At 48.5% G+C, this 25,920-nt stretch carries 24 protein-coding genes and 1 riboswitch; of the genes, 19 read left to right on the forward strand and 5 right to left on the reverse strand.

Annotated features, from left to right (window positions below; translation table 11 throughout):
- Position 1 precedes the first annotated feature (1 nt).
- Genes recG through hemB form a run of 10 tightly spaced genes read left to right on the forward strand, consistent with a single transcriptional unit; the run spans position 2 to position 10,066 of the window.
- On the forward strand, positions 2–2,083 hold the full coding sequence (recG, locus tag B3850_RS11455) for an ATP-dependent DNA helicase RecG (protein ID WP_286876109.1): 2,082 nt from the start codon (positions 2–4) through the stop codon (positions 2,081–2,083).
- A 42-nt stretch (positions 2,084–2,125) separates the two neighbouring features.
- A complete protein-coding gene (gene ubiE, locus B3850_RS11460) occupies positions 2,126–2,881 on the forward strand; it encodes a bifunctional demethylmenaquinone methyltransferase/2-methoxy-6-polyprenyl-1,4-benzoquinol methylase UbiE (protein ID WP_058578464.1) in 756 nt (251 codons plus the stop codon).
- Positions 2,881–3,486, forward strand: a complete 606-nt coding sequence (locus B3850_RS11465; RefSeq protein ID WP_286876111.1) for a ubiquinone biosynthesis accessory factor UbiJ — start codon at positions 2,881–2,883, stop codon at positions 3,484–3,486. Before ubiE ends, B3850_RS11465 begins: the two co-directional genes overlap by 1 nt.
- Positions 3,486–5,144, forward strand: a complete 1,659-nt coding sequence (gene ubiB, locus B3850_RS11470; RefSeq protein WP_286876113.1) for a ubiquinone biosynthesis regulatory protein kinase UbiB — start codon at positions 3,486–3,488, stop codon at positions 5,142–5,144. The genes B3850_RS11465 and ubiB overlap by 1 nt, the downstream gene beginning before the upstream one ends.
- 20 nt (positions 5,145–5,164) lie before the next feature.
- Positions 5,165–5,389, forward strand: a complete 225-nt coding sequence (tatA, locus tag B3850_RS11475) for a Sec-independent protein translocase subunit TatA (protein WP_286876115.1) — start codon at positions 5,165–5,167, stop codon at positions 5,387–5,389.
- On the forward strand, positions 5,390–5,740 hold the full coding sequence (gene tatB, locus B3850_RS11480; protein ID WP_053953292.1) for a Sec-independent protein translocase protein TatB: 351 nt from the start codon (positions 5,390–5,392) through the stop codon (positions 5,738–5,740).
- Positions 5,737–6,480, forward strand: coding sequence for a twin-arginine translocase subunit TatC (tatC, locus tag B3850_RS11485; protein ID WP_286876118.1), 744 nt, complete (start codon positions 5,737–5,739; stop codon positions 6,478–6,480). The genes tatB and tatC overlap by 4 nt, the downstream gene beginning before the upstream one ends.
- 2 nt (positions 6,481–6,482) lie before the next feature.
- Positions 6,483–7,262, forward strand: a complete 780-nt coding sequence (locus B3850_RS11490; RefSeq protein ID WP_286911763.1) for a TatD family hydrolase — start codon at positions 6,483–6,485, stop codon at positions 7,260–7,262.
- Between the two features lie 6 nt (positions 7,263–7,268).
- Positions 7,269–9,047, forward strand: a complete 1,779-nt coding sequence (locus tag B3850_RS11495) for a sensor domain-containing diguanylate cyclase (protein ID WP_286911764.1) — start codon at positions 7,269–7,271, stop codon at positions 9,045–9,047.
- A gap of 14 nt (positions 9,048–9,061) precedes the next feature.
- On the forward strand, positions 9,062–10,066 hold the full coding sequence (gene hemB, locus B3850_RS11500) for a porphobilinogen synthase (protein ID WP_286876125.1): 1,005 nt from the start codon (positions 9,062–9,064) through the stop codon (positions 10,064–10,066).
- A gap of 3 nt (positions 10,067–10,069) precedes the next feature.
- Here the strand turns inward: hemB and B3850_RS11505 are convergent, their stop codons facing one another.
- Both B3850_RS11505 and rhlB read right to left on the reverse strand, forming a co-directional pair.
- Positions 10,070–10,996 (reverse strand): Ppx/GppA family phosphatase, encoded by a 927-nt coding sequence (locus B3850_RS11505; protein WP_286876127.1) that lies wholly within the window; start codon positions 10,994–10,996, stop codon positions 10,070–10,072.
- Positions 10,997–11,002: 6 nt separating this feature from the next.
- A complete protein-coding gene (gene rhlB, locus B3850_RS11510) occupies positions 11,003–12,274 on the reverse strand; it encodes an ATP-dependent RNA helicase RhlB (protein ID WP_058578455.1) in 1,272 nt (423 codons plus the stop codon).
- Between the two features lie 91 nt (positions 12,275–12,365).
- Between rhlB and trxA the strand changes: the two genes are divergently transcribed.
- From trxA to B3850_RS11550, 8 genes are all read left to right on the forward strand, one after another.
- On the forward strand, positions 12,366–12,692 hold the full coding sequence (gene trxA / locus B3850_RS11515; RefSeq protein ID WP_053953285.1) for a thioredoxin TrxA: 327 nt from the start codon (positions 12,366–12,368) through the stop codon (positions 12,690–12,692).
- A gap of 250 nt (positions 12,693–12,942) precedes the next feature.
- Positions 12,943–14,211 (forward strand): transcription termination factor Rho, encoded by a 1,269-nt coding sequence (rho, locus tag B3850_RS11520; RefSeq protein ID WP_053953284.1) that lies wholly within the window; start codon positions 12,943–12,945, stop codon positions 14,209–14,211.
- A 7-nt stretch (positions 14,212–14,218) separates the two neighbouring features.
- Positions 14,219–15,691, forward strand: a complete 1,473-nt coding sequence (gene ubiD, locus B3850_RS11525; protein ID WP_286911765.1) for a 4-hydroxy-3-polyprenylbenzoate decarboxylase — start codon at positions 14,219–14,221, stop codon at positions 15,689–15,691.
- The gene (gene fre, locus B3850_RS11530) at positions 15,692–16,393 is read left to right on the forward strand and encodes an NAD(P)H-flavin reductase (RefSeq protein ID WP_053953282.1); all 702 of its coding nucleotides are present in this window, start codon (positions 15,692–15,694) and stop codon (positions 16,391–16,393) included.
- Positions 16,394–16,433: 40 nt separating this feature from the next.
- Positions 16,434–16,532, forward strand: a riboswitch (TPP riboswitch).
- Positions 16,533–16,581: 49 nt separating this feature from the next.
- Positions 16,582–18,705, forward strand: coding sequence for a TonB-dependent receptor (locus B3850_RS11535; protein WP_286873902.1), 2,124 nt, complete (start codon positions 16,582–16,584; stop codon positions 18,703–18,705).
- Between the two features lie 10 nt (positions 18,706–18,715).
- Positions 18,716–19,333: a nicotinamide riboside transporter PnuC gene (gene pnuC / locus B3850_RS11540; RefSeq protein ID WP_286873899.1), complete on the forward strand. Its 618-nt coding sequence runs from the start codon at positions 18,716–18,718 to the stop codon at positions 19,331–19,333.
- Positions 19,330–20,073: a phosphotransferase gene (locus B3850_RS11545; protein ID WP_286873896.1), complete on the forward strand. Its 744-nt coding sequence runs from the start codon at positions 19,330–19,332 to the stop codon at positions 20,071–20,073. The genes pnuC and B3850_RS11545 overlap by 4 nt, the downstream gene beginning before the upstream one ends.
- Positions 20,074–20,086: 13 nt before the next feature.
- Positions 20,087–21,412, forward strand: a complete 1,326-nt coding sequence (locus B3850_RS11550) for an MFS transporter (protein WP_286911766.1) — start codon at positions 20,087–20,089, stop codon at positions 21,410–21,412.
- Between the two features lie 22 nt (positions 21,413–21,434).
- On the opposite strand, the gene B3850_RS11555 is transcribed toward B3850_RS11550, so the two are convergent.
- On the reverse strand, positions 21,435–21,632 hold the full coding sequence (locus tag B3850_RS11555) for a DUF3185 family protein (RefSeq protein WP_053953278.1): 198 nt from the start codon (positions 21,630–21,632) through the stop codon (positions 21,435–21,437).
- Positions 21,633–21,810: 178 nt separating this feature from the next.
- Here B3850_RS11555 and B3850_RS11560 point away from each other — a divergent pair, with 178 nt between their 5' ends.
- Positions 21,811–24,264, forward strand: a complete 2,454-nt coding sequence (locus tag B3850_RS11560; protein ID WP_286873892.1) for a TonB-dependent receptor plug domain-containing protein — start codon at positions 21,811–21,813, stop codon at positions 24,262–24,264.
- Positions 24,265–24,360: 96 nt separating this feature from the next.
- On the opposite strand, the gene B3850_RS11565 is transcribed toward B3850_RS11560, so the two are convergent.
- Together B3850_RS11565 and B3850_RS11570 are read right to left on the reverse strand one after the other, a co-directional pair.
- Positions 24,361–24,837: a Dps family protein gene (locus B3850_RS11565; RefSeq protein WP_286873890.1), complete on the reverse strand. Its 477-nt coding sequence runs from the start codon at positions 24,835–24,837 to the stop codon at positions 24,361–24,363.
- Positions 24,838–24,984: 147 nt separating this feature from the next.
- On the reverse strand, positions 24,985–25,908 hold the full coding sequence (locus B3850_RS11570; protein ID WP_286911767.1) for a rhodanese-related sulfurtransferase: 924 nt from the start codon (positions 25,906–25,908) through the stop codon (positions 24,985–24,987).
- Between the last annotated feature and the right edge of the window lie 12 nt (positions 25,909–25,920).

Raw genomic sequence — 25,920 nt, forward strand, 5'->3', positions numbered from 1 at the left:
TGTGCCGGAAAACGGGCTGCACCGAATTCCATTAACGGTGCTAAAAGGCGTTGGAGACAAAGTAGCGGTTAAGCTGAAAAAACTCGGGCTTGAGTCTGTCAGTGACGCTTTATTGCACCTGCCGCTTCGTTACGAAGATCGCACCCGCATTGAATCAGTCGCTCAATTGCGGCAGGGGCTGTCGACGAATGTGCTGGTCACTGTAAGGCATGCCGATATTAAATATGGTCGCCGCCGTATGTTGATATGCCAGGCGTCTGATGACACCGGCAGTATTACGTTGCGGTTCTTTCAATTCAGTGCCGCTCAGTTAAAGCAATTTGCAGCCGGCACAAAAATTCTGGCATTTGGTGAAGTGCGCCGGGGCATGACCGGCTGGGAAATGATTCACCCGGAATACAGGGTGATGCGGGTGGGCGAGGCTATGCCCACCGAAGATACGCTGACACCGGTATACCCCATGACTGAGGGGGTCACTCAAGGACTGCTAAGAAAGGTCATCGAACAAGCACTTAGTTACTTAACACCGGGCGCCTTACCCGAACTACTTCCCAATACGTTACAACCGCATCATTTGTCCTTGGAGCAAGCGATTTTAACGCTCCACAAGCCCGCGACAGATGTGTCTCTGCAAGCGCTTGAACAAGGTGAACACCCTGCTCAGCAGCGTCTGGCGATGGAAGAGCTTATTGCTCATCAGTTAAGTATGCTGCAACTGCGCCACTCGAAACAGCAGCAAGCCGGATTTAAAGTCACCGGAACCGGGCGTTTAACTCAGCCCTTTTTAAGCCAGCTTCCGTTTTCTCCGACTAATGCACAGCAGCGTGTCGTGGGTGAAATTACTGGTGATATGGCACAGGGAGCCCCCATGATGCGGCTTGTGCAAGGCGATGTCGGCTCAGGTAAAACACTGGTTGCGGCGCTGAGCGCATTAGCCGCTATTGAAGCGGGCTACCAAGTGGCGTTGATGGCACCGACGGAGCTGCTTTCAGAGCAGCATGCGATTACGTTCGAGCAGTGGCTAAGCCCGCTGGGTGTCAATGTTGCCTGGTTAAGTGGTAAGTCGAAAGGCAAACGCCGCAACGAGCTACTTGAGCAATTAAAAGCCGGCAATATTCACTTGTTGGTGGGCACGCATGCGTTGTTCCAAAACGACGTGGAATATAAAAGCCTGGCGTTGGTGATTATTGACGAGCAGCATCGTTTTGGGGTGCATCAACGGTTACAATTACGGGAGAAAGGCGTGCAGGCGGGTGTGCATCCGCATCAATTAATTATGACGGCAACGCCAATACCAAGAACCCTGGCCATGACAGCCTATGCCGATTTGGCCACGTCCATCATTGACGAACTGCCGCCGGGGCGGACGCCGGTAACAACCGTGGCAGTGCCTGATACGCGCCGTCAGGATGTTGTTGAGCGCGTGCGAGACGTGTGTCAGAGCGAAGGTCGGCAGGCGTATTGGGTGTGTACACTCATTGAAGAATCAGACGTGCTGGAGTGTCAGGCAGCGGAAGACACCGCCAACGAGCTTCAGGAGCAATTGCCGGGGTTAACTATCGGATTAGTGCACGGTCGCCTCAAGCATGAACAGAAAGAGCAAGTCATGCAGGCGTTTAAAGCAGGCGACGTTGATCTTTTGGTGGCGACAACGGTTATTGAAGTGGGTGTTGATGTACCAAACGCCTCGCTTATGATTATTGAAAACCCGGAGCGTTTAGGGTTAGCGCAATTGCACCAATTGCGTGGGCGAGTTGGGCGAGGGTCGGTTGCCAGTCACTGTGTGTTGCTTTATCACAGTCCGTTGTCGCAAACGGCTCAGCAAAGGCTTGGTGTTTTGCGTGAAAGTAACGACGGCTTTGTGATTGCCCAGCGCGATTTAGAAATTCGTGGGCCGGGTGAGCTGCTCGGTCACCGACAAACCGGTTTGGCAGCCTTAAAAGTGGCGGATTTAGAACGTGACGAGCCGCTTATTCCGGAAGCCCAGCGTATTGCAGAAACTTTATTAAGAGATTACCCGCAAAGCGCACAGGCACTTATTGAACGATGGTTACCAAGGCGTGATCACTATGCTCAAGTGTGAACATCAAGTACACTACAGGAAATTGAGTTCGGGACAGTTTGAATGAACGATAGAAAAGACGATTCGATAGATTTTGGCTACCAAAAAGTGGCCAGAAGTGAAAAGAAAAACCTGGTCGCCAACGTGTTTCAGTCGGTTGCGGCTAAATACGATGTCATGAACGATTTAATGTCGTTTGGCATTCATCGGTTATGGAAACGCTACACGATAGATTGCAGTGGTGTTCGTAAAGGCATGAAAGTACTCGATATTGCGGGTGGTACGGGCGACTTAACTGCGCAATTTTCACGTCGGGTCGGCCCGGAAGGCGAAGTGGTTTTAGCCGATATTAACGATGCTATGCTAAAAGTCGGCCGCGACAAGCTGCGCGACCGCGGTGTTGTTGGTAATGTGCGCTATGTGCAGGCTGACGCTGAAGAACTACCGTTTGACGACAATTCTTTTGACATTATTACTATTGCCTTTGGTCTGCGTAATGTGACTGATAAAGACAAAGCGCTGCGCTCGATGCTGCGTGTATTAAAGCCTGGCGGACGATTGTTAATTCTTGAATTTTCTAAACCCGTATCAGCAACCTTAAACCAGGCGTATGACTTTTATTCGTTTAATATATTGCCCAAAATGGGGCAAGTCGTTGCTAATGACGCCGATAGCTATCAGTACCTGGCCGAATCGATTCGTATGCACCCCGATCAGGAAACATTGAAGTCAATGATGGAAACCGCCGGTTACGAAAAAGTCGACTATCAAAATATGACAGGCGGTGTTGTCGCTCTGCATAGAGGATATAAGTTCTAATGACGTTATTGCCGCTATTGCCAACGGTTCTGTTTGAGAAGTTAGCAAACACACTGCTAAAGAAAGACGCACAAAGCCCAGAAAGGTTGCGTCGGTTGGCGGGCAAGCGTATTCGTCTGAAACTCAAAGAACTGCCTTTTACGACCACTGTCAGTGTTGATGACGCAGGCATTTACATTAGCACAGCCGATTCCGATGACGTGGACTGCTGTATTAGCACCGAGCTTGGTGTTTTGCCGGAACTGCAGGATACCGCCAATTTAACGCGTTTGATTAAGGCTGATCAGCTCGATATTGATGGCGATCCTATGTTGGCACAACAACTGGTGGGCTTGTTTAAGTCGCTGGATGTCGACTGGGACGCTGAGTTGGCAAATACTCTGGGGGATGCTCCAGCGCATTGGTTAATGACGTTGTGGGGCAAAAGCCGAAGCCACGTCGAAAAGCGACTGGAAGAAAGTAAGCGTTGGTTTAAAGGCGTTGTCACGGACGAGAAACAATTGCTTCCGACACGCGAAGAATTTAATGAATTCAAAGACAATATGCAGCAGTTGCGTGCAAAAGTAGAGCGCCTGCAAAGGCAGTTCGGGGAAAGGAAGAGCTAATGCGGACTCGGCGTTTTTACAAAATCACCAAAACCTTACTGACTTACGGGCTGGATGATTTAATTCCGGCTCGTTGGTTGCCCTGGACGATACGCCTGGGTCGTCATGCGCTATTTTGGATGCCCAATAAGCACAAAGACAAGCCGGCTGGCGTTCGCTTAAGGTTGGCGTTGGAGCAGCTGGGGCCTGTTTGGGTTAAATTTGGTCAAATGCTCTCGACACGCCGGGACTTATTGCCGCCGGATATTGCTATTGAGCTGGCGCGATTGCAGGACAAGGTACCGCCATTCGACGGCGAAGCTGCACAGAAAATTATAGAGAAGTCTTTAAACATTAATAGCATTGATGACTGTTTTATCGACTTTGACACGACGCCATTGGCTTCAGCGTCTATTGCTCAAGTGCATACCGCGCAACTAAAACAGGTGGACGAGATTGTCGATGTGGTCATTAAAGTTATTAGGCCAGACATTCGGGAAACCATTCATGCCGACCTTGAGCTGATGGAAACACTGGCTTCTGTGGCGGCGAAACACCTGCCCGACGGGCGTCGTCTAAAGCCCAAAGAAGTGGTTAAAGAATACCGTAAGACATTGCTGGACGAGCTGGACCTATTGCGTGAAGCCGGCAATGCGATTCAGCTTAAGCGCAATTTTGAAAACTCTGACATGCTATATATCCCGGTAGTTTACAGTGACTACAGCCGCCATAACGTGATGGTGATGGAGCGTATTGACGGCATACCGGTGAGCGATGTTGATACTTTGCGAGCCCGTGGTGTCGATATGAAAAAGCTGGCCGAGCGCGGTGTTGAAGTGTTCTTCACACAAGTGTTCCGCGACAGCTTCTTTCACGCCGACATGCATCCGGGCAATATCTTTGTGGCCAAAGACGATCCGCTGCACCCACGCTATATTGGCATCGATTTCGGTATTGTTGGCACGTTGAATCGGGACGACAAGCGCTATTTGGCGGAAAACTTTTTGGCCTTTTTTAACCGCGACTATCGCAAGGTTGCCGAGCTGCATGTTGACTCCGGCTGGGTACCCCGCCACACCAATATCGAAGAGTTCGAATCGGCTATTCGCACGGTTTGTGAACCTATCTTTGAAAAGCCATTGGCGGAAATTTCATTCGGGCATGTGCTTATTAATTTATTTAATACCGCCCGCCGGTTTGAAATGGAAGTGCAGCCGCAGTTAGTGCTGTTGCAAAAGACGTTGCTTTACATTGAAGGCCTGGGGCGTCAGCTTTATCCTGAACTCGACTTGTGGAAAACAGCAAAGCCGTTCCTTGAGCGTTGGATGAATGAGCAACTCGGCTGGCGTGCCGTGGTGCGTTCGGTAAAAGAAAATGCGCCTTACTGGGCGGAGAAAATGCCGGAAATACCGAACATGATTTACGACAGCCTGCGTCAGTATCAAACGCAACCTAAGCAGAATGACCGTCGGTGGGAAGCGCAGCTCCGCGCGCAACGACAGGCCTCAACGTCAACCTTCTGGACCTTGTTAAGTGCCAGTGGACTCATTTGTACCACGTTATTATGGACCGACTCAGAATTGTCGGCGCCAACCATAGGCTCTGGTATAATTACGGTATTGTTAGCTGTTATAGCCTGGCGAAGCCGGCCGAAAGCATCGAACGGCGAATTTAACTAAAAACGATTATAGGAAAGCACATGGGTATATCACCTTGGCAGTTACTGATTCTGCTCGTTATTGTTGTTTTACTGTTTGGCACCAAGCGCTTGCGCAATATGGGCTCAGACTTGGGTAATGCCGTAAAAGGCTTCAAAAAGTCAATGAACGACGAAGCCGATGACAAGGACAGCAAAGATAAGAAAAAAGAGTCGCTGCAGGAGAAAGAGCAACATGACGACTCGGACACATCCGGAAAGTCGTAAATGTTCGATATTGGCTTTTGGGAGTTATTGCTGATAGCAATAGTCGGGCTGCTGGTGCTAGGTCCCGAGCGGCTCCCCTCTGCCATTCGCGGTTTTCAGCGTATGCTCAGCGGTGTTCGCCAATACACGCAAAAAGTCCAAAGTGAACTTGACCACGAGCTTCGTATTAAAGAGTTGCATGAGCACTTAAAACAGGCCGAAAGTCAGGATCTCGAAAACCTTAGCCCTGAGTTGCAACGCTCGCTCGTTGAGCTGAGAAATGCCGCCGCCGACGTTCAGCGTCCCTATTCTAAAAAATCGGACGACTCTAATTCATCGAACACGTCAGATAAAAGCAAGGACACTGAATGAGTGACTCACCGTTACTGAATCACTTGCTGGAATTGCGCAACCGGCTGTTGCGGTCGGTGTTAGTTGTACTGGTTGTCTTTGCGGCACTGGCGTATTTTGCGAACGACCTTTATAACTTGTTGGCTCAGCCGTTGTTAGTGGCGCTGCCCAGCGACTCGCAAATGATAGCAACTGACGTTGCAGCGCCGTTTTTCACGCCGTTTAAACTCACCTTTGTTGTCGCACTGGCACTCGCCATTCCCTATTTACTTTGGCAGCTCTGGGCGTTTATTGCGCCGGGGCTCTATCGCAAAGAAAAACGTTTAGTAGTGCCGTTGCTCATTAGCAGCACCTTGCTGTTTTACGCTGGTGTAGCCTTTGCGTATTTTGTTGTTTTACCCATTGCTATGGCGTTCTTTACCGGTGCGGCTCCCGAAGGCGTTACGGTTGCAACGGATATAAGCCGTTATCTCGATTTTGTGTTGGCCATATTTATGGCTTTTGGCATTGCTTTTGAAACACCTGTCGCCATTATGTTGTTGATATGGAGTGGTGTCAGTACTCGCGAATCGTTGGCGCGCAAACGACCTTACATTATTGTCGGGGCGTTTACTGTCGGCATGCTGTTAACGCCTCCGGACGTTATTTCGCAAACCTTACTCGCTATTCCAATGTGGTTGCTGTTTGAGCTGGGCTTGCAAATAAGCCGTTGGTATACACCGTCTCGGTCGAACGATAAAGAACCCGCTGATGAGGCTTAACGATGTGGTTTGATGCAGGAGTGAACTTAACCAACAAACGGTTATTGAAAATATTGCCTGAAGTGATGGAGGCTGCGGAAAAAGCCGGTGTGACTAGGCAACTGATTATAGCGACCTCGCTCGAAGAAACGCGAGAAGCGATAAAACTTTGTGAGCAATACCCACAACAGTTAGTGATGACTGCTGGCATTCACCCCCATGACGCCGGGGAAGCCCCCGAGAATTTCGCTGATGAGTTGAGAGCACTTGCTGAGCACAAAGCTGTTGTTGCCATTGGTGAGTGTGGGCTCGACTTTAACCGAAATTATTCGCCTCAAGACACTCAGGAAGAGGTGTTCGCCGCGCAAATAAAGTTAGCGAATGAGCTTAACTTGCCGTTGTACCTCCACGAGCGTGACGCCATTGATAAACAAATTGAATTGTTGAACCGCTACTGCGGTGATGGTACGACCTGTTTAACGCATTGTTTTACAGGTGGTCCTGCTGAATTAGAGCGGTATATGGCAAGAGGCCATTGGTTTGGTGTAACAGGCTGGATTTGCGATGAACGCCGTAACAGCGAGTTAATGGCAGCTTTACCGAGCATGCCCCTCGATAGGTTAGTGCTGGAAACAGATGCGCCATTTTTGCTGCCCAGAGGTATTAAACCTCGTCCGAAAATGAATGAACCGAAGTATGTACCGGTTATTGGTGCAGCGGTAGCCGAAGCATTGGGAATGTCGGCAGAAGCTCTGGCGAGCCAAACAACGAATAACGCCGAGCGGTTATTTAACTTAGGGTAACGTGCATTGCGCTTAACACGACGACTGACAAAACACTTTTTGCTGATGATGCTGTTGGCCATCGGTATGGCTGTCGCGTTTTCGTCGCATGCCCAACTGCTGACCAAAGCAGAAACATCTTTAGATATCGAGTACACAAACAGTGAGCAAAAGCTGTCATTGGACGAGGTTACGCTGCTAGACGGCGACCTCTGGTCAGAATTAAAGACAGATAGAGCTTCTTTTGGTTACACCACTGACGAATACTGGTTCCGGTTTCAGTTAAAAGACTCAAATATCGACAGAGTGCTGCACATTGCATACCCGCTGCTCGATGAGCTAAATATTTATATACAAACCGACGCAGGTATAAAAACCTACAAGCTCGGTGATACTAAGCCGTTTCATGAACGCCCAATTCCCACGTCTGAATTTGCTGTTCCCCTTCCCAAAGGAACCAGCGGCACTGTGTATCTGAGTGCGTCGAGCCAAAGCTCAATGCGCTTGCCAATAGCTGTGCGATCCAACATTGGCTTCTTTGAAACTCAAATGAATCGGCGTATTGCCGAGGGTATCTACTTTGGCGTTCTGCTGTGTATGGCGGTTTATAACCTGTTCGGGTTTGTCGCGTCGCGTGAGCCGGAGTTTGGTCTGTACTCGTTATATACCGTGTTTTTCGCCGGTCTGATGCTATCTCTGGAAGGGCTGGGCTTTCATTATCTCTGGCCGGAGTCTATTTACCTCCAGGATAAGGGCATACCCATATTCGGTAGCCTGACATTTTTAACCGCCGCCTTATTTGCGTATCAGTTATTAGAGTTGAAACGATACCGAAATACACTGGGACGTGGGTTGATGGTTATGGCATTTTTGTCCGCCGCCAGTTTAGTGGTGGGGATATTTGCCAGTTACCGTATTAGTATTCATGTACTGCTGATATTAGCGGCTCCGGGCTGCTTTTTCTTATTGTTAGTGGGCGCTTACTTATGGCGTAAAGGTTTTCTTTATGCGCGCATATTTACATTGGCCTGGTGCAGTCTATTGCTATCGGTTGTCGCTAACTCGCTCGGTTATTTGGGTGTCATAGACAGCATGTTCATTCAACGCCATGCCATCATGCTCGGTTCAGGGATAGAAATACTGCTACTTTCTTGGGTATTGGCAGTGCGCTACAACGAGCAGCGCAAAGAACGCCTGGCGGCGCAGAAAAAGTACAATCAAGAGCTTGAAGAAAATGTTGAAGAACGCACTTTTGAGCTGCAAATTGCGTTGCGTGAATTGCAGGACGTGAATAGTGAGCTCGAGCAAAAGAATATGGAAGATCCGCTCACGGGACTTTATAACCGTCGCTATTTCCAGCAACACCTTGAACGCGAGTTACGCAGAACGTTGCGCAGAGAGTTACCATTGGCGTTACTGATGATTGACGTCGACCGTTTCAAACCCATTAACGATACCCACGGACACATGGTGGGTGACCAAATTTTAAAACAGTTAGCTAACTTAATGAGGCAGCACGCTAAGCGAGCCGCTGATGTCGTTTGTCGATATGGTGGCGAAGAGTTTGCTATTATTCTGCCGGAAACAGACCTTGATGATGCGCGGATCTTTGCTGAGCAACTGCTAAGTATGGTTAGGGAGCACGCTTTTGAGACCGATGTTGGTGAGCAGCGTATCTCCATCAGTGCCGGTGTTATTTCAACTAGCAATCGTATTTTTGATAACGTGGATGAGCTTTTCAAAGCCGCAGATGAGGCCTTGTATACCGCTAAGAATCAGGGTCGTGACCAGGTTGCTGGGCAGTAAAGCAGGAGTAAGCAATGACTAATGAAGGGGCATTCCCAAAACGCCGTTTAAGACGTTTAAGACGTTCAGATTTCAGCCGCAGATTGGTTGCGGAAAACCAATTGTCTGTGAACGATTTAATTTACCCTGTGTTTGTGCTGGAAGGACAGAATGAACGCGAAACGGTTGATTCTATGCCCGGCGTTGAGCGTCTGAGTATCGACTTACTTGTCGCTGAATGTCAGCGCTTGGTCGATCTTGGTATTCCAATGGTAGCGCTATTTCCGGTAACCCCGGCTTCGGCAAAGTCCGAGATGGCAGAAGCGGCCTATGATGATAATGGTTTGGCGCAGCGGGCGGTGAAAGCAATAAAAGCAGAGTGCCCTGAGCTGGGTGTGATGACTGACGTCGCTCTGGATCCGTTCACGACTCATGGACAGGACGGCATTATTGACGACAGCGGTTATGTCCAAAACGACATTACTACTGAAGTCCTGGTTAAACAGGCGCTCTCTCATGCTAAGGCCGGTGCTGACGTTGTAGCGCCGTCAGACATGATGGACGGCCGTATTGGTGCTATCCGTGATGCATTGGAAGCTGAAGGTTTCCATAATACTCAGATAATGGCGTACTCTGCTAAATACGCCAGTGCATTTTACGGACCTTTCAGAGACGCAGTTGGCTCTGCGGGTAATTTGAAGGGCGGTGATAAAAAGACTTACCAGATGGATCCGGCAAATTCCGATGAAGCGCTGCATGAAATTGCGTTGGATATTCAGGAAGGGGCCGACATGGTGATGGTGAAGCCGGGAATGCCCTACTTAGATATCGTGCGTCGGGTAAAAGACGAGTTCGGCGTGCCGACCTTTGCGTATCAAGTGAGCGGTGAATATGCCATGTTACAGGCTGCCATCGCTAACGGTTGGCTGGGCGACGATGTTATTGAAGAGAGTTTATTGGCATTTAAGCGTGCGGGTGCTAATGGCATTTTGACGTACTTTGCTAAATCCATTGCTGAAAAGTGGGCGAAGTCTGAATAATCGTTACGCCGTTACTTCATTGGCAAGCTGTGCGAGTAACCCCTCGCGCAGTGCGCCATAAGTCACCTCAAACTCTTCTATATTAAGTGCTTCAGTAATGCCCGCAAGAATGGCTAAGCCACCGGCAAGCACCGCCTTTCTGTCTTCTCTTAAGCCCGGAAAATCAAGTGCCTCCACGGTTCCTTTTTTGGCGCAGCGTTTCATCAATTCGGTCAGCCACTCACGCGTTAATTGTGTTTGACCTTCGGCGTGGGCTATTTCACTGACGGCTCTGAAGGTACCGGATGCACCCAGTACGCGCTTCCAGCTGTGCTGATGGTAGTCGTTGAGAAAAGGCTCAATGAGGGAGGCTGCATCACTTTTTGCTTGTTCAAAAGAGCTGTCATTGAGTATGCCACCGCTAAAATAGCGATTCTGAAAAACCACACAGCCCATATCCAGGCTTTGCAAGTATTTCGGGCTTAAACCGTGCCCTGCAATGACTTCGGTACTGGCACCTCCGATATCGATGACCAGCACATCGTCGGTGCACTGAGACACACTACACACACCTGAATAAATTAATTCAGCTTCCTGCTCGCCGGTAATGACCTGAATAGGATGTCCTAAAGCGTTTTCAAATTGCTCTAGCAGCTGGGCCTGATTACTGGCTTTACGCAGTGCGGCGGTGGCGACAACAGTCACTGCATCGGGCTGAAATTGTTCGAGCTCTGCGGCAAAACCTAACAGGCATTGGCATGCCCGTTTTGCTGCGTCGTCATCAATGGTATTTGCTGCGTTAAGCCCGTCGGCCAGCCTGACTTTCTGTTTGTGGCGTGTAAGCACTCGGGGCTTTGGGAAAAAACCGGTCATTGAAACTTCTGCCATCAACAAATGAAAGCTGTTTGAGCCCATGTCGATGGCAGCCAGTTTTTTCTTTTTCAGCGCCATTGGCGTTTATGACCTTGGAGGACCAGAGCGTCGACCACGTGGTTTGCCTTTATTGCCACCAGAGTTATGGCGGCGGCGTCGTTGTGGTGGGCGAGGACGTCTTAAGTCACTTAGCATAGCATCTGCATCGTATTTGGTGACCGGAATGCTGTGACCAATATATTCCTCAATAGCCGGAAGGTTATAAACATACTCTTCACAGGCCAGGCTGATTGCAGCACCACTGGCGCCTGCGCGGCCAGTACGACCAATACGATGTACGTAGTCTTCGCAGTCGTCCGGCAAATCGAAGTTGTAGACGTGAGTCACTTCCGGAATATGCAGTCCACGTGCAGCGACATCGGTCGCGACCAGAAAGTCGATACGGCCTTCGGCAAAGTCATCAAGAATTTTCAGCCGCTTTTTCTGCGGTACGTCGCCGGTTAAAAGTCCGGCTCTGTGATCATTTGCGACCAACCAGCCGTGAACTTTTTCACAACCGTGCTTGGTATTAGCGAACACAATGGCTTTTTCCGGCCAGTCTTCTTCAATAAGCGTGAGCAATAGCGGGAACTTATCCGGCTTAGACGGATAAAATAATTCTTCGGTGACACGTACTGCGGTTTTCTGTGCCGGTTCGACTTCCAGCTTAGTTGGCGCGTTCATGTGCTCGTATGCCAACTCTTGAACTCGATAAGACAGGGTTGCCGAGAACAATAGATTAAGACGCTTCGCAGGCTCTGGCATTTTGCGCAGCAAATAGCGAATATCGTCAATGAAGCCTAAGTCAAACATACGGTCGGCTTCGTCCAGTACCACTACCTCAATGTCGTTCAATGAGAACAAGCCTTGCTTGTAAAAGTCGATAAGGCGACCTGTGGTGCCGACCAGAATGTCCGGGCTATTACTTAACTGCTCTTTTTGAGAGTCGTAACCTTCGCCGCCGTATATGACACCCATCTTCAAGCCGCAGCTTTCCAGCAAAGGCTCTGCGTCATGGGCAATCTGAATGGCAAGCTCACGGGTTGGGGCCATAATGAGGGCACGAGGGCCTGAATCGGTTTTTTCGGACGACGCGTTCTGCATTAAGCGGTTGAAAGTCGCCAGAAGAAATGACAAGGTTTTCCCTGTTCCGGTTTGAGCCTGACCAGCAACGTCGCGCTCAGATAACGCAACAGGCAGACTTAACGCCTGGATTGGAGTACAATATTCGAATCCGGCATTGGATAGCGCTTGCTGTAATTTGGGATGAAGCGCCAAATCAGCGAAACGAGTTTCTGAAAGATGTGTTTTATTCATAAGTTATAAGCATATCAGTTTGCGCTTGTATTCAAAAACAGAAATAATACTATTCTATATTTCCACGCGAAAGAATTTAGCGGAGAGTACCATGAGTGACGCAATTGTTCAGCTAAGCGATGACAGTTTTGACGAAGATGTCATCAAATCCGATAAACCTGTACTGGTCGACTTTTGGGCCGAGTGGTGTGGGCCTTGTAAAATGGTCGCGCCAATTCTGGACGACATTGCCGAAGAGTACGCCGGTAAGTTGGTTATTGGTAAGCTGAATGTGGACCATAACGAACAAACCCCGCCGAAATTTAATATCCGCGGTATTCCTACGCTGCTGTTATTCAAAGACGGCGATGTGGTGGCAACCAAAGTTGGCGCGCTATCTCGAGCGCAACTGGTTGAATTTCTTGACCAACACATTTAATCGGTATCAAAAAGCGGCGCATTATGCGCCGTTTTTGTTAGCAAAACTGGACGAACTCTAATTTTGGTGATACCTTTCTGTTTATTAACTATTCAAGCAGGCTTGCCAACTCCACCGGCGCGCCTTGTTAAGTAAGAGAAACTTCTGTTTCTGACTTCGCAACTCGCGAAATCCGAACGTTCCAATTGTTTTAATATTCTAGAGTCAATAAAAAGGCTTTGTGTTCAATCGATAACTCGAAAACCCTCCTATGAATCTAACTGAACTTAAAGATAAACCCGTAAACGAGCTTGTTGAGCTCGCGGACTCAATGGGCCTTGAGAATATGGCCCGTCTGCGCAAGCAGGACATCATTTTTGCTATTTTAAAGGCGCACGCAAAAAGCGGTGAAGACATATACGGCGGCGGTGTGTTGGAAATTTTGCAGGACGGCTTCGGCTTCTTGCGATCAGCCGACTCGTCATATTTGGCCGGCCCCGATGATATTTATGTATCGCCTAGCCAAATTCGTCGCTTTAACTTACGCACCGGCGACACTATTGGCGGCAAAATTCGACCGCCGAAAGACAGCGAACGTTATTTTGCTCTTCTGAAAATTCGCGAAGTTAACTTCGACAAGCCTGAAAACTCTCGTAATAAAATTCTCTTTGAAAACCTGACACCACTGCATGCAGACGAACGTTTTCGTTTAGAGCGTGGTAATGGTAGTACAGAAGATATTACGGCGCGTGTTCTCGACTTGTCGGCACCTATTGGTAAAGGCCAGCGTGGTCTTATCGTTGCACCGCCGAAAGCGGGTAAAACGTTATTACTGCAGAACGTTGCGACTTCTATTGCGGCGAATCATCCTGAAGCAGAGCTTATTGTACTGCTTATCGATGAGCGTCCGGAAGAAGTAACGGAAATGCACCGTTTGGTGCAGGGTGAAGTGGTTGCTTCAACTTTCGATGAGCCTGCCAGCCGCCACGTACAGGTTGCTGAAATGGTTATCGAAAAAGCGAAGCGTTTGGTTGAGCACAAAAAAGATGTCGTCATCTTATTAGACTCGATTACTCGCTTGGCGCGTGCTTATAACACCGTTATTCCAAGCTCAGGTAAAGTCCTGACGGGTGGTGTGGACGCTAACGCGCTACACAAGCCAAAACGTTTCTTTGGTGCAGCACGTAACGTCGAAGAAGGCGGCAGCTTAACCATTATTGCAACTGCGCTTATCGATACCGGCTCGAAGATGGATGAAGTTATCTACGAAGAGTTTAAAGGTACCGGTAACATGGAACTGCATTTGAACCGCAAGTTGGCAGAGAAACGTGTTTTCCCTGCAATCGACTTTAACCGTTCAGGTACACGTCGTGAAGAATTGCTGACGTCGCAGGACGAGCTGCAGAAAATGTGGATCCTGCGGAAGATTATGAACCCAATGGGCGAAGTTGAAGCCATGGAATTCCTGATTGACCGTTTGCAGATGACTAAGACCAACGACGAATTCTTCGAATCGATGAAGCGTCAACGCAACAGCTAAGCGGCGTATGAAATATCAAGATCTGCGAGACTTCATCGCGCTCCTCGAGGAGCGCGGTGAACTTAAACGCATCCAGCAAGAAATAGACCCCTACCTTGAAATTACCGAAATATCTGACCGTACGTTAAAAGCAGAAGGCCCGGCCTTATTGTTTGAGAACGTGAAAGGTCATGACATGCCGGTGTTGGCGAACCTCTTTGGTACGCCAGAGCGTGTGGCTTTAGGTATGGGGCAAGAGTCGGTAACAGCGCTACGCGATGTTGGTAAGCTTTTGGCCTTTTTAAAAGAGCCGGAGCCACCGAAAGGCTTCCGAGATGCTTTGAATTTGCTGCCAACGTACAAAAAAGTGCTTAGTATGTCGCCGAAAAAGCTCAAAAAGGCGCCATGTCAGCAGGTAGTAATGAGTGGCGATGACGTTGACTTGACCAAACTGCCAATTCAGCACTGTTGGCCGGGCGATGTAGCGCCGTTAGTCACCTGGGGGCTTACAGTGACCCGGGGGCCACATAAAGAGCGCCAGAACTTAGGTATTTATCGCCAGCAACTTTTGGGGCCGAATAAGCTTATTATGCGTTGGTTGTCGCATCGCGGTGGCGCGTTAGATTTTCAGGAGTGGTGCCAGCAGCATCCGGGTGAGAAATTCCCTGTCTCTGTAGCCTTAGGTGCTGACCCTGCCACTATTTTAGGTGCGGTAACACCTGTACCTGATAGCTTATCGGAGTACGCCTTTGCCGGGCTGCTGCGCGATAGTAAAACCGAAGTAACACAGTGCCTAAGCAATGACTTACAAGTCCCGGCACATGCAGAAATTATTCTGGAAGGTTACATTGAGCCGGGTGAAACAGCGCCCGAAGGGCCTTATGGCGACCATACTGGCTATTACAATGAAGTGGATGAGTTTCCGGTGTTTACCGTGACTCATGTTACCCATCGTAAAGACCCGATTTACCACAGCACTTATACCGGTCGGCCGCCAGATGAGCCCGCAGTATTGGGTGTGGCTTTGAACGAAGTTTTCATTCCGTTATTGCAAAAGCAGTTTCCGGAAATTGTCGATTTTTATCTGCCACCGGAAGGCTGTTCGTACCGTTTAGCCGTAGTCACTATGAAGAAGCAGTACTCAGGTCATGCCAAACGCGTGATGATGGGAGTCTGGTCTTTCTTGCGTCAGTTTATGTACACCAAGTTCGTGATTGTGTGTGACGACGATGTGAATGCGCGAGACTGGAAAGACGTGATTTGGGCTATGACGACCCGAATGGATCCGGCTCGCGACACCACTTTGGTTGAAAACACACCAATTGACTACTTAGATTTTGCGTCACCAGTGTCGGGTCTTGGTTCGAAAATGGGTATGGACGCAACCAACAAATGGCCCGGTGAAACTGACCGCGAATGGGGCGAGCCTATTGTCATGAGTGAAGAGGTTAAGCAGCGTGTCGACCAGCTGTGGGACGAACTGAACATTATGGAGTCGTGAATGAGTCAACAAATGACCTGTAAAGTCGAGATTTCGCGTCAGTTAGCGGACGCTGTTTGGGAAGTGCGTTTGCAATTGCCGCAGCCAGTCGCGTTTAAAGCAGGCCAGTATTTAATGGTTGTCATGGGTGAAAGAGATAAGCGACCTTTTAGCATCGCGTCGTGCCCGTCAAGTGATAGTGAGTGGTTACTTCATATTGGTGCGACACCTGACAATAGCTACGCTATGGAGGTGTTGGATAAGATCCGCGCTGAGGGCGAAGTCAAGATAGAAGCCCCCGATGGTATTGCTTTCTACCGCCAGGACAGTGACAAACCGGCCGTTTTAATAGCAGGCGGCACTGGCTTTTCATACGCTTACTCTATTTTACAGCAACATTTACGAGCAACGCCGGAGCGCCCATTAACGTTATATTGGGGCGCAAAAACTCAAGCCGATTTGTATTTGCACGATGAACTCGAGCGTTTAGCCAGTGAACATGAGCATTTTGACTATCACCCAGTGCTCGAAGACGCTGCCGGAGACTGGCCGTATTCCATTGGGTTGGTTCATCAGGCGGTAATGACGCGCCAACAGAATTTGCAAAACTGCGAAGTTTACATGGCCGGTCGTTTCGAAATGGTGCGTGTTATTAGGGACGATTTTGTTGCCCAAGGCGTGCCGTTAGAAAACCTTTACGGTGACGCATTGTCGTTCATTTAAAGAGCATTTGTTAAAACAGCAAGCTGCGTTATACTGACGCCGCTTTACCAAGGGGTGCCGGCAACGGCTGAGATGCGAAAGCGAACCCTTAAAACCTGATCCGGTTAATACTGGCGTAGGGATGGTAGAAAACCCGTCTAATACAGCCTTACCGGATCGTTTCTGACTTTGTTTTGAGGAAATGATCCATGCAAAAAATAACGTCTTACTTAGCAGCCAGTATTGGCTTAGCATTACTGCAAACTTCGGTTCTGGCCTATGGTCAGGAAAATAGCAACGACTTTGAAATAATTGAAGTGAGTGGTGACTTTCATAAGCGCACGCTTAATGAAACGACCAGCAGTGTGTCCATTATTGACCAAAATGCAATGCAGCAGCGAAATGCGCAGCATTTAGAAAATACGCTCAACAGCTTTGCCAATGTTAACTTCTCCGGCGGTACATCGACTGCACGCTTTATTCAGATTCGCGGCATGGGCGAGCGTTCTCAGTTTGTTGATCCGATTAGTCCGTCAGTCGGTCTTATTATAGATGGCATTGATTACAGTGGTTTAGGCACTGCTGCGTCCCTTTTCGATATAAACCAGGTTGAGGTATTTCGAGGACCCCAAAGCGGTCGTTTTGGTGTGAACGCAATGGCTGGCCTGGTGTTGCTTGATAGTGTACAGCCCTCGGATGACTTTAGCGGTCAGTTTGAGTTGTCAGCCGGTAATTATGACGAACGCATGGGTGGCTTAGCATTAGGCGGACAGCTGGGCGTATTAGGTAACGCCCGCTTCTCTATCAGTCAGTTTAACCAAGACGGCTACATTGAGAATACTTACTTAGAAAGGGACGACACCAACAATAGAAACGAACTTGGCGTTCGCTTTTTATTGAACACCCAGTTTACCGATAACTGGACGTTAGATACCGTTTTGCACTACAACGATGTTGATAACGGCTATGATGCATTCAGCCTCGATAACAACCGAACCACGCTGTCAGACGAGCCGGGCTACGACCGCCTTGAGAGTGATGCGGTAAAAACCACATTGAATTATTTGGGGTGGGATAACAGCCGACTTGAGTTGTCAGCGAGTATTTTAAACGCAGATACTGCTTACGCCTTTGATGAAGACTGGACGTATGTCGGTATTGCGCCCGGTTGGGAATATTCGTCGTTTGATGCTTACTTGCGTGAGAGAAAAGACAAAACAGCCGAGGTTCGCTGGTTGTCGGATGCCCCGCAAGTGTTGCTGGGAGTAGACAGTGAGTGGGTAGCGGGTGTTTATTATTACGATAAAGACGTCGAACTAACGCGTGATTACTTTAATTGGGACTTAGGTCAGCCGGATATTTTCCAAAGTGATTATCGCAGTCAACATGCCGCGGTATACGGCGAATTGACGCAGCACTGGAGTGAGAAGTTCACCACTATTAGCGGTTTGCGTATTGAGCAGTACGATAACGACTACTCCGACAGTCGCAGTATAGACGCACAACCGGAAGATACCATGGTGGGTGGTAGTTTTAGTGCACGCTACCAGGCAGCACCAAACAGCTATTGGTATGCGACCGTGTCACGAGGCTATAAGTCCGGTGGCGTTAATGGCGAAGCGCTGGGTAAAGCGGACGACCAGGGTCTCGACGAGCTAAAAGACTACCTGCTGGAACGCGCTACTTTTGAGCCTGAAATTCTATGGAGTGCTGAATTTGGCGTTAAAGGCAGTAGCCCAAGCGGTGACTTAACGTCACGAGTGAGCACTTTTTACCATTGGCGTGACGATGTTCAGCTTAAAAGTTGGGTGAACCGCAACCAGTCGTTTGTCGGTTACATTGAGAATGCTGCCGAAGGGACGGGGTACGGTCTTGAAGCCGAAATTCGCAATAAACTGACTGACTGGCTCACATTATTTGCTTCTGCGAGTTGGCTGGAAACCGAAATAGAAGGCTTTGTGACTGAGGACGGCATGGATATGACGGGGCGTGAGCAAGCTCATGCGCCTCAGTATCAGTTCAACGTCGGCTTCGAAGGTTGGTATGGTGAGAATATTCAGTGGGTACTTCAGGTCGACGGCAAGGACGAATTCTATTTCTCGAACTCGCATAATCAGAAGTCGGACTCTATGGCACTGGTGCATTTCGCGGTGAACTATTACGTTGATGATTGGCGTGTGAGCTTGTGGGGACGGAACTTAACGGATGAAGACTATGAAGTGCGAGGTTTCTACTTTGCTAATGACCCCAGAACTCAATACGCGAATGACGAAACCTACGTACAGTATGGTGAGCCGCGTCGTTTCGGTATAACTGTTAGCAAGTCGTTCTAAGGAAAAAACCGTGCTAGAAACCCTGTTAGAACAGTTAATGATGAGCTCTTTGTGGGAATTAGCCGCACTGTTATTCGCACTGGGGTACTTGGTGCTTGCGGCTCATCAGAGGCAATGGTGCTGGCTGTCGGCAACCATAAGCTGTGGAATTTATGCTGTATTGTTCTGGCAGGGTAAGCTGTATATGGAGTCGGTATTGCAGGCTATTTATGTCGTCATGGCCGGTTACGGCTGGTGGCAGTGGCGCTTCCAAAAGTCTGCCGCCGAAGAAAGCCCTGGTGGTGCCAAATACTCGTTGAAGTGGCATCTTTTACAGTGGGCTTGGCTGATACCTCTGGCTGCTATAATTGCCTATACGCTTTCTGTTTATACTGACGCCGACGCCGTATGGCTCGATACTTATACTACCGTGTTTAGCTTGCTGGCGACTTGGCTGGTGACTAAAAAAGCGTATGAAACCTGGTGGTACTGGCTGGTTATTGACAGCGTTTATGTGTATTTGTACGCCAGTAAGGGTTTTGTCGCTACGGCGTTATTGTTTGTGGTCTACCTGGGGCTGGTGTTGTATGCCATGTGGCGCTGGCATCAGGATAACCCACAACCAGAGCCGCTAAAGAGTGCCGGATGATATCTGTACCTAAAGCAGTCACTCGGTTAACCAGTGGGCAGTCAAACCAAACGCTGCGGCTTAAGTCTGATGACTCTGATCTCGTACTAAAGCGGTGGCAAAATGATGGCTTATTTCAGGTTGATCGAGGTCTGGAGGTTACTGTACAGAAAACGCTTGCCGAAAGCGGTGCTGCCCCTGAGGTACTGGACTGGAATGAAGCTGAAGGCTGGCTATTACAGCCATATTTAGAGGCGCCTTCATTAAATCAGGTAACCTTATCGCCCGCCATTAAAGCAACGGTATTGGCTGAGGTTCTCGCTAAAATTCACTCCTTTAAGCCAAGCATTCCTCACTGGAGATTAAACGACAAAGTAGAGCATTACCTGCAGCAGCTTTCCAACTATGAACCTTCCCTGGCTAAGTCTTTTCGGGAAGAAAAAAGCCAACACCAGCAGGCGATTGATCAATGGTTGGAGTACCCGGTGCTTTGTCACAATGACCTGTCGATGAATCATATTCTTATGACCGCTCCCATTAAAGTAATTGACTGGGAGTATGCGGGAATAGGGCACCCACTGTTTGATATTGCGAATACCATCGTCATGAACAAGCTCGACGACGCTATGGCCGAACGACTGCTAACCGACTACGCACGACTGACGCGCTACGATGTCGAACTTGCTGATATGATCGAATGGCTCGATTTGGTGGATTGGCTGAATAACTTGTGGCAGCATTTACTTTCCTATTCCAAATAGTACGGAAAGCAGCATGACTGACAAACAGCTAACCGAGAAGGTTTACGGCTACCTCGCAGAAGATGAAGACGCGCGAGTGTGTAAGGATATACCTGAGTCGGCGTGTAACCATCAGCCAAAGTCTTTTGTGTTAATGCTGCTGTCTCTGACGTTAACCAAGCTGGGTGACAGCCTGGTCAGCGCACGTTTAGTCTTGCCGTGGATGTTAAGTTCGCTAGGCGCTCCTGCCGTATTCATTAGTGCGTTAGTTCCCTTGCGTGAGTCATTGGCACTATTACCTCAACTATTTGTTGCCCAGCAATTGCGCCAACAACCGGTTCGTAAATGGTTTTGGGTTGCAGGCAGTGTCGGGCAGGCCGCATTGCTGTTGCTCATGCTGTTTGCGGTTGCCACGTTAAATAATAGTGCTCTGGGCTGGAGTGTCGTGTTACTGCTCGCGTTATTTAGCTTGTCTCGCGGTATCTGCTCGGTTGCCAATAAGGATGTTACGGGTAAAACGGTGTCTAAAACACGGCGGGGTAGGTTATCCGGTGTGGCAGCCTCTTCCGCTGGCTTGCTGACCTTGTTAACTGCCTTAGTGATTGTTTTTTCGCCGGAAGTAGACGGTCAGCGTTGGCTCTTTTTAGCCTTGCTGGGAGCTGGCGTCGTTTTATGGCTTTTAGCGGCGGCTTTGTACGCAGGTATTCCAGAGGTTGCTGGCGCTACTGAAGGTGGTGGTAACGCAGTCTCTGAAGCCGTTAAGTCGATGTCATTGCTCTGGAAGAATGGCCAGTTTGGACATTTTGTGTTGACCCGAGCCTTACTTGTCGCCGCAGCTTTCGCTATTCCCTACATTGTGGTGCTTATTCAGCGTCAGGGCGATACGGAGCTAACCAGTTTAGGTAGCCTTATGCTGGCTAGTGGACTTGCTGGCTTGCTTGCCGGGCGCTTTTGGGGACGCTGGTCTGATTCAGCCAGCCATCATGTTATGGCGGCAGCATCGGTCATGTCGACGCTAGTCATGGCGGCTGCACTGGCTATCTTCTATTGGGTACCGAATTGGCTCGGTCTTGAGTGGATTGCTGCTTTGTTGCTGTTTGCGTCCGCAGTAGCCCATCACGGTGCGCGCGTTGGTCGTAAAACGTATTTGGTTGATATGGCGAACCAGGAGAATAGAGCGCAGTTAACTGCTGTCTCTAATACTGTCATGGGTGTTGTACTGCTGGCAGGTTTGTTACTCGGTTGGGTTGATGCGGCTTTTGGTGCTCACGCCGTACTATGGGTGCTGGTCGTTGTTGGTGTATTAGCTACTTTAAGCGCACTGAAACTACCCGACGTGTCCGGAGACACGTCAGCATAGCTTACAAAAACTGCTGCAGATTTTACTTTCCTCGAATGGTGGCGTAGAGACCAATAATTACCGCGGCAACGCCACCAATTAAATACCAGATAGTGTTGTCTGTTGGTTCATTGGTTGCCATTTCCGATACTTCCGACGCGATGGATTGTGACGCTTCATAGGAGAAGTAAAGCAAGATAGCGCCAACGATAATTAATACAATACCAACTATGCGTGTCATAACGGTTTCCTCTTTTTGTGTTAACAGTTTCTCAATATATCGAACTATAAATTAAGCGCAAGTCCCTACCTTTTTATTGATTTATATCATATAGCATAGTTTCAAGCTATTCTTGTAAGTGTAATTGTTAATAGGTGCGCATCGTTTAAAACTAAAATAACAAGATTGGGGAAGAACTATGACTAGAGCGCCTTTCAAGCTAGGTTTTTTATCGCTGTCTATGGCTGCTGCGCTTGTGGCGCCAGGAACAGCTATGGCACAAGATGCCGTTAATGCCGAAACCGGGGAGTCAATTGAGCGAATTGTTACTCTGGGGTCACGTGTAAACGGGCGAACGGCTACTGAGTCTGCGTCGCCTATTGATATTATCTCAGCCGACCAGCTGGTTGATACCGGCGCAACTGAGCTGGGTAAAGCTCTGCAAATGAGTGCTCCGTCATTTAACTTCTCGTCAACGACTATTTCAGATGGTTCGGACATTATCCGTCCGGCAACTTTACGAGGCTTAAACCCTGACCAGGTATTGGTTTTGGTGAATGGTAAGCGTCGTCACCAGCAAGCGCTGGTGAACGTGCAGGAAACTATTGGTAAAGGCTCCGCAGGATACGACATTAACGCCATTCCAATTACAGCGGTTGAGCGTGTGGATATTCTTCGTGATGGGGCTGCGGCTCAGTACGGCTCTGATGCTATCGCCGGTGTTATTAACATTACTCTGAAAAGCTCTGAGGGCGGCAGTATTTCTGCCGAAGTGGGTCAAACCTATGAAAAAGACGGTGAAGTAAATACTGTTGGTATTAACTTTGGTAAAGAGTTTGATAAGGGTTTCTTCAACGCAACGTTAGAATACCGTGACCGCGGCATGACCAATCGAGCTTCGCCGGCTGAAGCATCACTTATTGGTGACTGGCTGTCGCCAAGTGGTGAGCCTGTCGTTCGTTTACACGTTGGCGACGCGGACTCTGAAAATATGTACGCCTGGTTTAACGCTGGTTACAGTTTGGGAGGTACCACTGAGCTTTATGCCTTTGGTGGTATTTCGAATCGCGACGGTGGCTCTTCAGGCTTTTTCCGTGGACGCGGGCACCCAAGAACGATAGAGGCGATTTATCCTGACGGTTTCTTACCAAAACTGGAAACAGAAGCCGATGATCAGTCCTTAGCGGTCGGTGTTCGTGGTGACCTTCCCAACGCTTGGTTATGGGACGCAAGTGTCGTTTACGGTAAAAGTGAGTTTGGATTTAACTCGTCAAATTCCGCCAACGTGAGTTGGTACTATGAGCCACACCCAGATGGCGGTATTTATGGTGAGACGCCAACGGAAGCCTTTGACGGTGAGTTAGTGTTTGAACAAACCACATTTAACTTTGATGTAAATGGTACGGTCGATGTGGCTAATGAGCTTCTTTATTTAGCCCTGGGTGTTGAACTGCGTCAGGACAGCTATCAAATTAATCCGGGCGACCCGGTATCTTGGGCTTATGGTCGAGCGAATGATCCGGATGTAGAAATATTAACGCCTTATGGGACCGTTGCAGAAGCTGGTATTCAAGGCTTTCCGGGCTTTAGTCCTAGCCAGGCGGTAGATGCTGACCGAGATAGCTACGGCGCATACGTCGATGCGGAATATTATGTCACTCCCGACTTTTTATTGGCTGGCGCACTTCGTTATGAAGACTATGATATTGCCGGTGATAATATCTCGGGCAAACTCTCTACCCGTTACGACATTGATAGCGACTTTTCTTTGCGAGGCACTGTCGCAACTGGCTTCCGGGCGCCGGGTGTTCAGCAAATATACTACAGTCAGGTTCTAACAAACGTTGTTAATGGTACTTTGGTGGAAACAGGCACAATAGCTAACGACGATGAGTTAGCACGCCAGTTTGGCATCAAAGAGTTGGAAGAAGAAACCTCGGAAAGCATCAGCTTTGGTTTAATCAAACGTTTTGATAATGGCTTTGATTTAACCATGGATGCGTACCAAATTAATATTGATGACCGTATTGTTTTGTCTGAAACTCTTACGGCCGATGTTGGTGCGGAGTTTGGTGATATTCTGGCTGACAATAACTTGGGAGCAGCCCAGTTCTTCACAAACTCAGTTGACACTAAAACTACTGGTTTGGATGTTATTGCCTCTTACCCAACTGAGTTAATGGAAGGTGAGTTAAACCTAACCGCGGCTATGAGCTTTATGAACACCGAAGTTGAACGAGTGAATTCGGTTTCATCACTAATTGCGGGTGAAGACATTTTTAATGACACTCAGATACTTCGTTTGGAAGAAGGTCAGCCCAGTGAAAAAGCAACTATTAGCGCGGACTGGACTCGCAATGCCTGGAATGTGAATGTGGCGTTTAACTACTTCGGGTCTGTTGAAGGCCAGGCATTTACCGGCGTTAAAAAAGAATGGGGAGGTAAATGGTTGACGGACGCATCCGTTGGTTATGACTTCACTGATAATCTGAATGTCCGTATTGGCGCAAACAACCTGTTTGATACTTACCCGGATGAGTGGGGCAGCGAAGGCTCTCCATTCTCGGATGCGGGCTTCAAATACGGTTGGGAAACCTTCCCGTTTGGTGTTAATGGCGGTTACTACTATGCACGCTTGAACTATACGTTCTAAAGGATACTTTTCAAGTACTGCATAGTATAAATACAAATAAAAACGCCCCGCTTTAACGGGGCGTTTTTTTATGGCTGAGCTCAATTAATCGAGCCTTCAATCACCTAAGTAAGAGGTCAGCATCCACGCTGTTTTCTCTTGCTCTTTAATGTAGTCACTCATCAACGCGTTGGTGCCTTCATCACCGGCTTCTCCTGCGAGGTCTAAAATCTCACGTTGCAGGCGAATCGTTGTTTGATAACTGTCCAAAATATTCGCGATACAAGCGCGGCCTTCGTGAACGTCTTTTACTTCCTCAATTTCGCTGTTCTTAATGTACGTTGAGTAAGCATGTTGAGGACGTTGACCTAAGGTCAGAATACGCTCTGCTATTTCATCAATTTTCAGCAGTAAGTCGTCGTAGGTTTCTTCAAACTTTGCGTGCAGTTCGAAGAAGCGCTCGCCTTTAATGTTCCAATGGAAACCACGAACGTTCATGTAAAACACTTGATAGTTCGACAGTAGCTCGTTCAGCTTGTCGCCAAGTTGCTCGGCTTTTTTCTTATCTAAACCAATAACGCTTAACTGTTTCATAAAACCCTCCTTTGTCATCGTTATGCTTTAACCATAGTCCATTCGTGGGGTTAAAGAAAGCGATGAAAATCGATAAAGCTGACAGTTAAGTTCGATAACTGTCAGCTTTAGCTTACATCAGAGAATACGGTTATGAAGCGAGTTAGATCAACTCGATGACTCAACTTTGCCGTCGCGAATGTGCTTTTCGCCGCGCGCTTTAGCAAGTTGAATTTGACGCTCGCGCTCTGCGTAACGTTCTTTTTGTTCTGGTGTAGTTTTGTCGAAACAGTGTGGGCAGCTAACCCCTTTCTGGTAGTGCTCAGACGCCATTTCCTCTTGAGTAATAGGCATACGGCAGGCATAACACTGGTCATATTCACCTTGCTCTAGTCCGTGTTTAACCGTGACACGTTGGTCGAATACGAAACATTCACCATTCCAGCGACTCGTGTCTTCCGGTACCAGCTCAAGGTATTTCAATATGCCGCCTTTTAAGTGGTAAACCTCGTCGAAGCCCTGCTCTTTTAAGTAAGCGGTCGACTTTTCACAGCGAATGCCGCCGGTGCAGAACATGGCGACTTTCTTGTGCTTTTCCGGATCAAGATGTTCTTTCACATACTCTGGAAACTCGCGAAAGGTATCTGTTTTAGGGTTTACTGCGCCTTCAAATGTGCCGACGGCATACTCGTATTCATTACGGGTATCAATAACCAGTACTTCCGGGTCAGAAATCAGGTCGTTCCACTTTTCCGGCTCAACGTAGGTGCCAACCGTGTTCTTAGGATCGACCCAGTCGACGCCCATAGTGACAATTTCTTTTTTGAGCTTGACCTTAGTGCGGTAGAAGGCCTGCTCGTCACTCGGTGATTCTTTGTGATCAATGTCAGCAAAACGTTCATCTGAACGTAGATAAGCTAAGACGTTATCGATGGCTTCGCGGGTACCGCAAATAGTACCGTTAATGCCTTCTCGAGCCAGCAGAAGGGTGCCTTTTACGTCGTTGTCGATAAGGGTTTGATAGAGTGGTTCGCGAATTTGCTCATAGTCATTGAGCTCGACAAACTTATACAATGCCGCACAAATGTACATATCGTGTTACCT

This window comes from Idiomarina sp. UBA4520 (assembly GCF_002388365.1).
Lineage (GTDB): Bacteria > Pseudomonadota > Gammaproteobacteria > Enterobacterales > Alteromonadaceae > Idiomarina > Idiomarina zobellii.

Coding starts and splice junctions, on each gene's coding strand:
- ubiE (WP_058578464.1), top strand. CDS start 2,126: ATGAACGATAGAAAAGACGATTCGATAGATTTTGGCTACCAAAAAGTG.
- B3850_RS11465 (WP_286876111.1), top strand. CDS start 2,881: ATGACGTTATTGCCGCTATTGCCAACGGTTCTGTTTGAGAAGTTAGCA.
- ubiB (WP_286876113.1), top strand. CDS start 3,486: ATGCGGACTCGGCGTTTTTACAAAATCACCAAAACCTTACTGACTTAC.
- tatA (WP_286876115.1), top strand. CDS start 5,165: ATGGGTATATCACCTTGGCAGTTACTGATTCTGCTCGTTATTGTTGTT.
- tatB (WP_053953292.1), top strand. CDS start 5,390: ATGTTCGATATTGGCTTTTGGGAGTTATTGCTGATAGCAATAGTCGGG.
- tatC (WP_286876118.1), top strand. CDS start 5,737: ATGAGTGACTCACCGTTACTGAATCACTTGCTGGAATTGCGCAACCGG.
- B3850_RS11490 (WP_286911763.1), top strand. CDS start 6,483: ATGTGGTTTGATGCAGGAGTGAACTTAACCAACAAACGGTTATTGAAA.
- hemB (WP_286876125.1), top strand. CDS start 9,062: ATGACTAATGAAGGGGCATTCCCAAAACGCCGTTTAAGACGTTTAAGA.
- B3850_RS11505 (WP_286876127.1), bottom strand. CDS start 10,996: ATGGCGCTGAAAAAGAAAAAACTGGCTGCCATCGACATGGGCTCAAAC.
- rhlB (WP_058578455.1), bottom strand. CDS start 12,274: ATGAATAAAACACATCTTTCAGAAACTCGTTTCGCTGATTTGGCGCTT.
- trxA (WP_053953285.1), top strand. CDS start 12,366: ATGAGTGACGCAATTGTTCAGCTAAGCGATGACAGTTTTGACGAAGAT.
- rho (WP_053953284.1), top strand. CDS start 12,943: ATGAATCTAACTGAACTTAAAGATAAACCCGTAAACGAGCTTGTTGAG.
- ubiD (WP_286911765.1), top strand. CDS start 14,219: ATGAAATATCAAGATCTGCGAGACTTCATCGCGCTCCTCGAGGAGCGC.
- fre (WP_053953282.1), top strand. CDS start 15,692: ATGAGTCAACAAATGACCTGTAAAGTCGAGATTTCGCGTCAGTTAGCG.
- B3850_RS11535 (WP_286873902.1), top strand. CDS start 16,582: ATGCAAAAAATAACGTCTTACTTAGCAGCCAGTATTGGCTTAGCATTA.
- B3850_RS11545 (WP_286873896.1), top strand. CDS start 19,330: ATGATATCTGTACCTAAAGCAGTCACTCGGTTAACCAGTGGGCAGTCA.
- B3850_RS11550 (WP_286911766.1), top strand. CDS start 20,087: ATGACTGACAAACAGCTAACCGAGAAGGTTTACGGCTACCTCGCAGAA.
- B3850_RS11555 (WP_053953278.1), bottom strand. CDS start 21,632: ATGACACGCATAGTTGGTATTGTATTAATTATCGTTGGCGCTATCTTG.
- B3850_RS11560 (WP_286873892.1), top strand. CDS start 21,811: ATGACTAGAGCGCCTTTCAAGCTAGGTTTTTTATCGCTGTCTATGGCT.
- B3850_RS11565 (WP_286873890.1), bottom strand. CDS start 24,837: ATGAAACAGTTAAGCGTTATTGGTTTAGATAAGAAAAAAGCCGAGCAA.
- B3850_RS11570 (WP_286911767.1), bottom strand. CDS start 25,908: ATGTACATTTGTGCGGCATTGTATAAGTTTGTCGAGCTCAATGACTAT.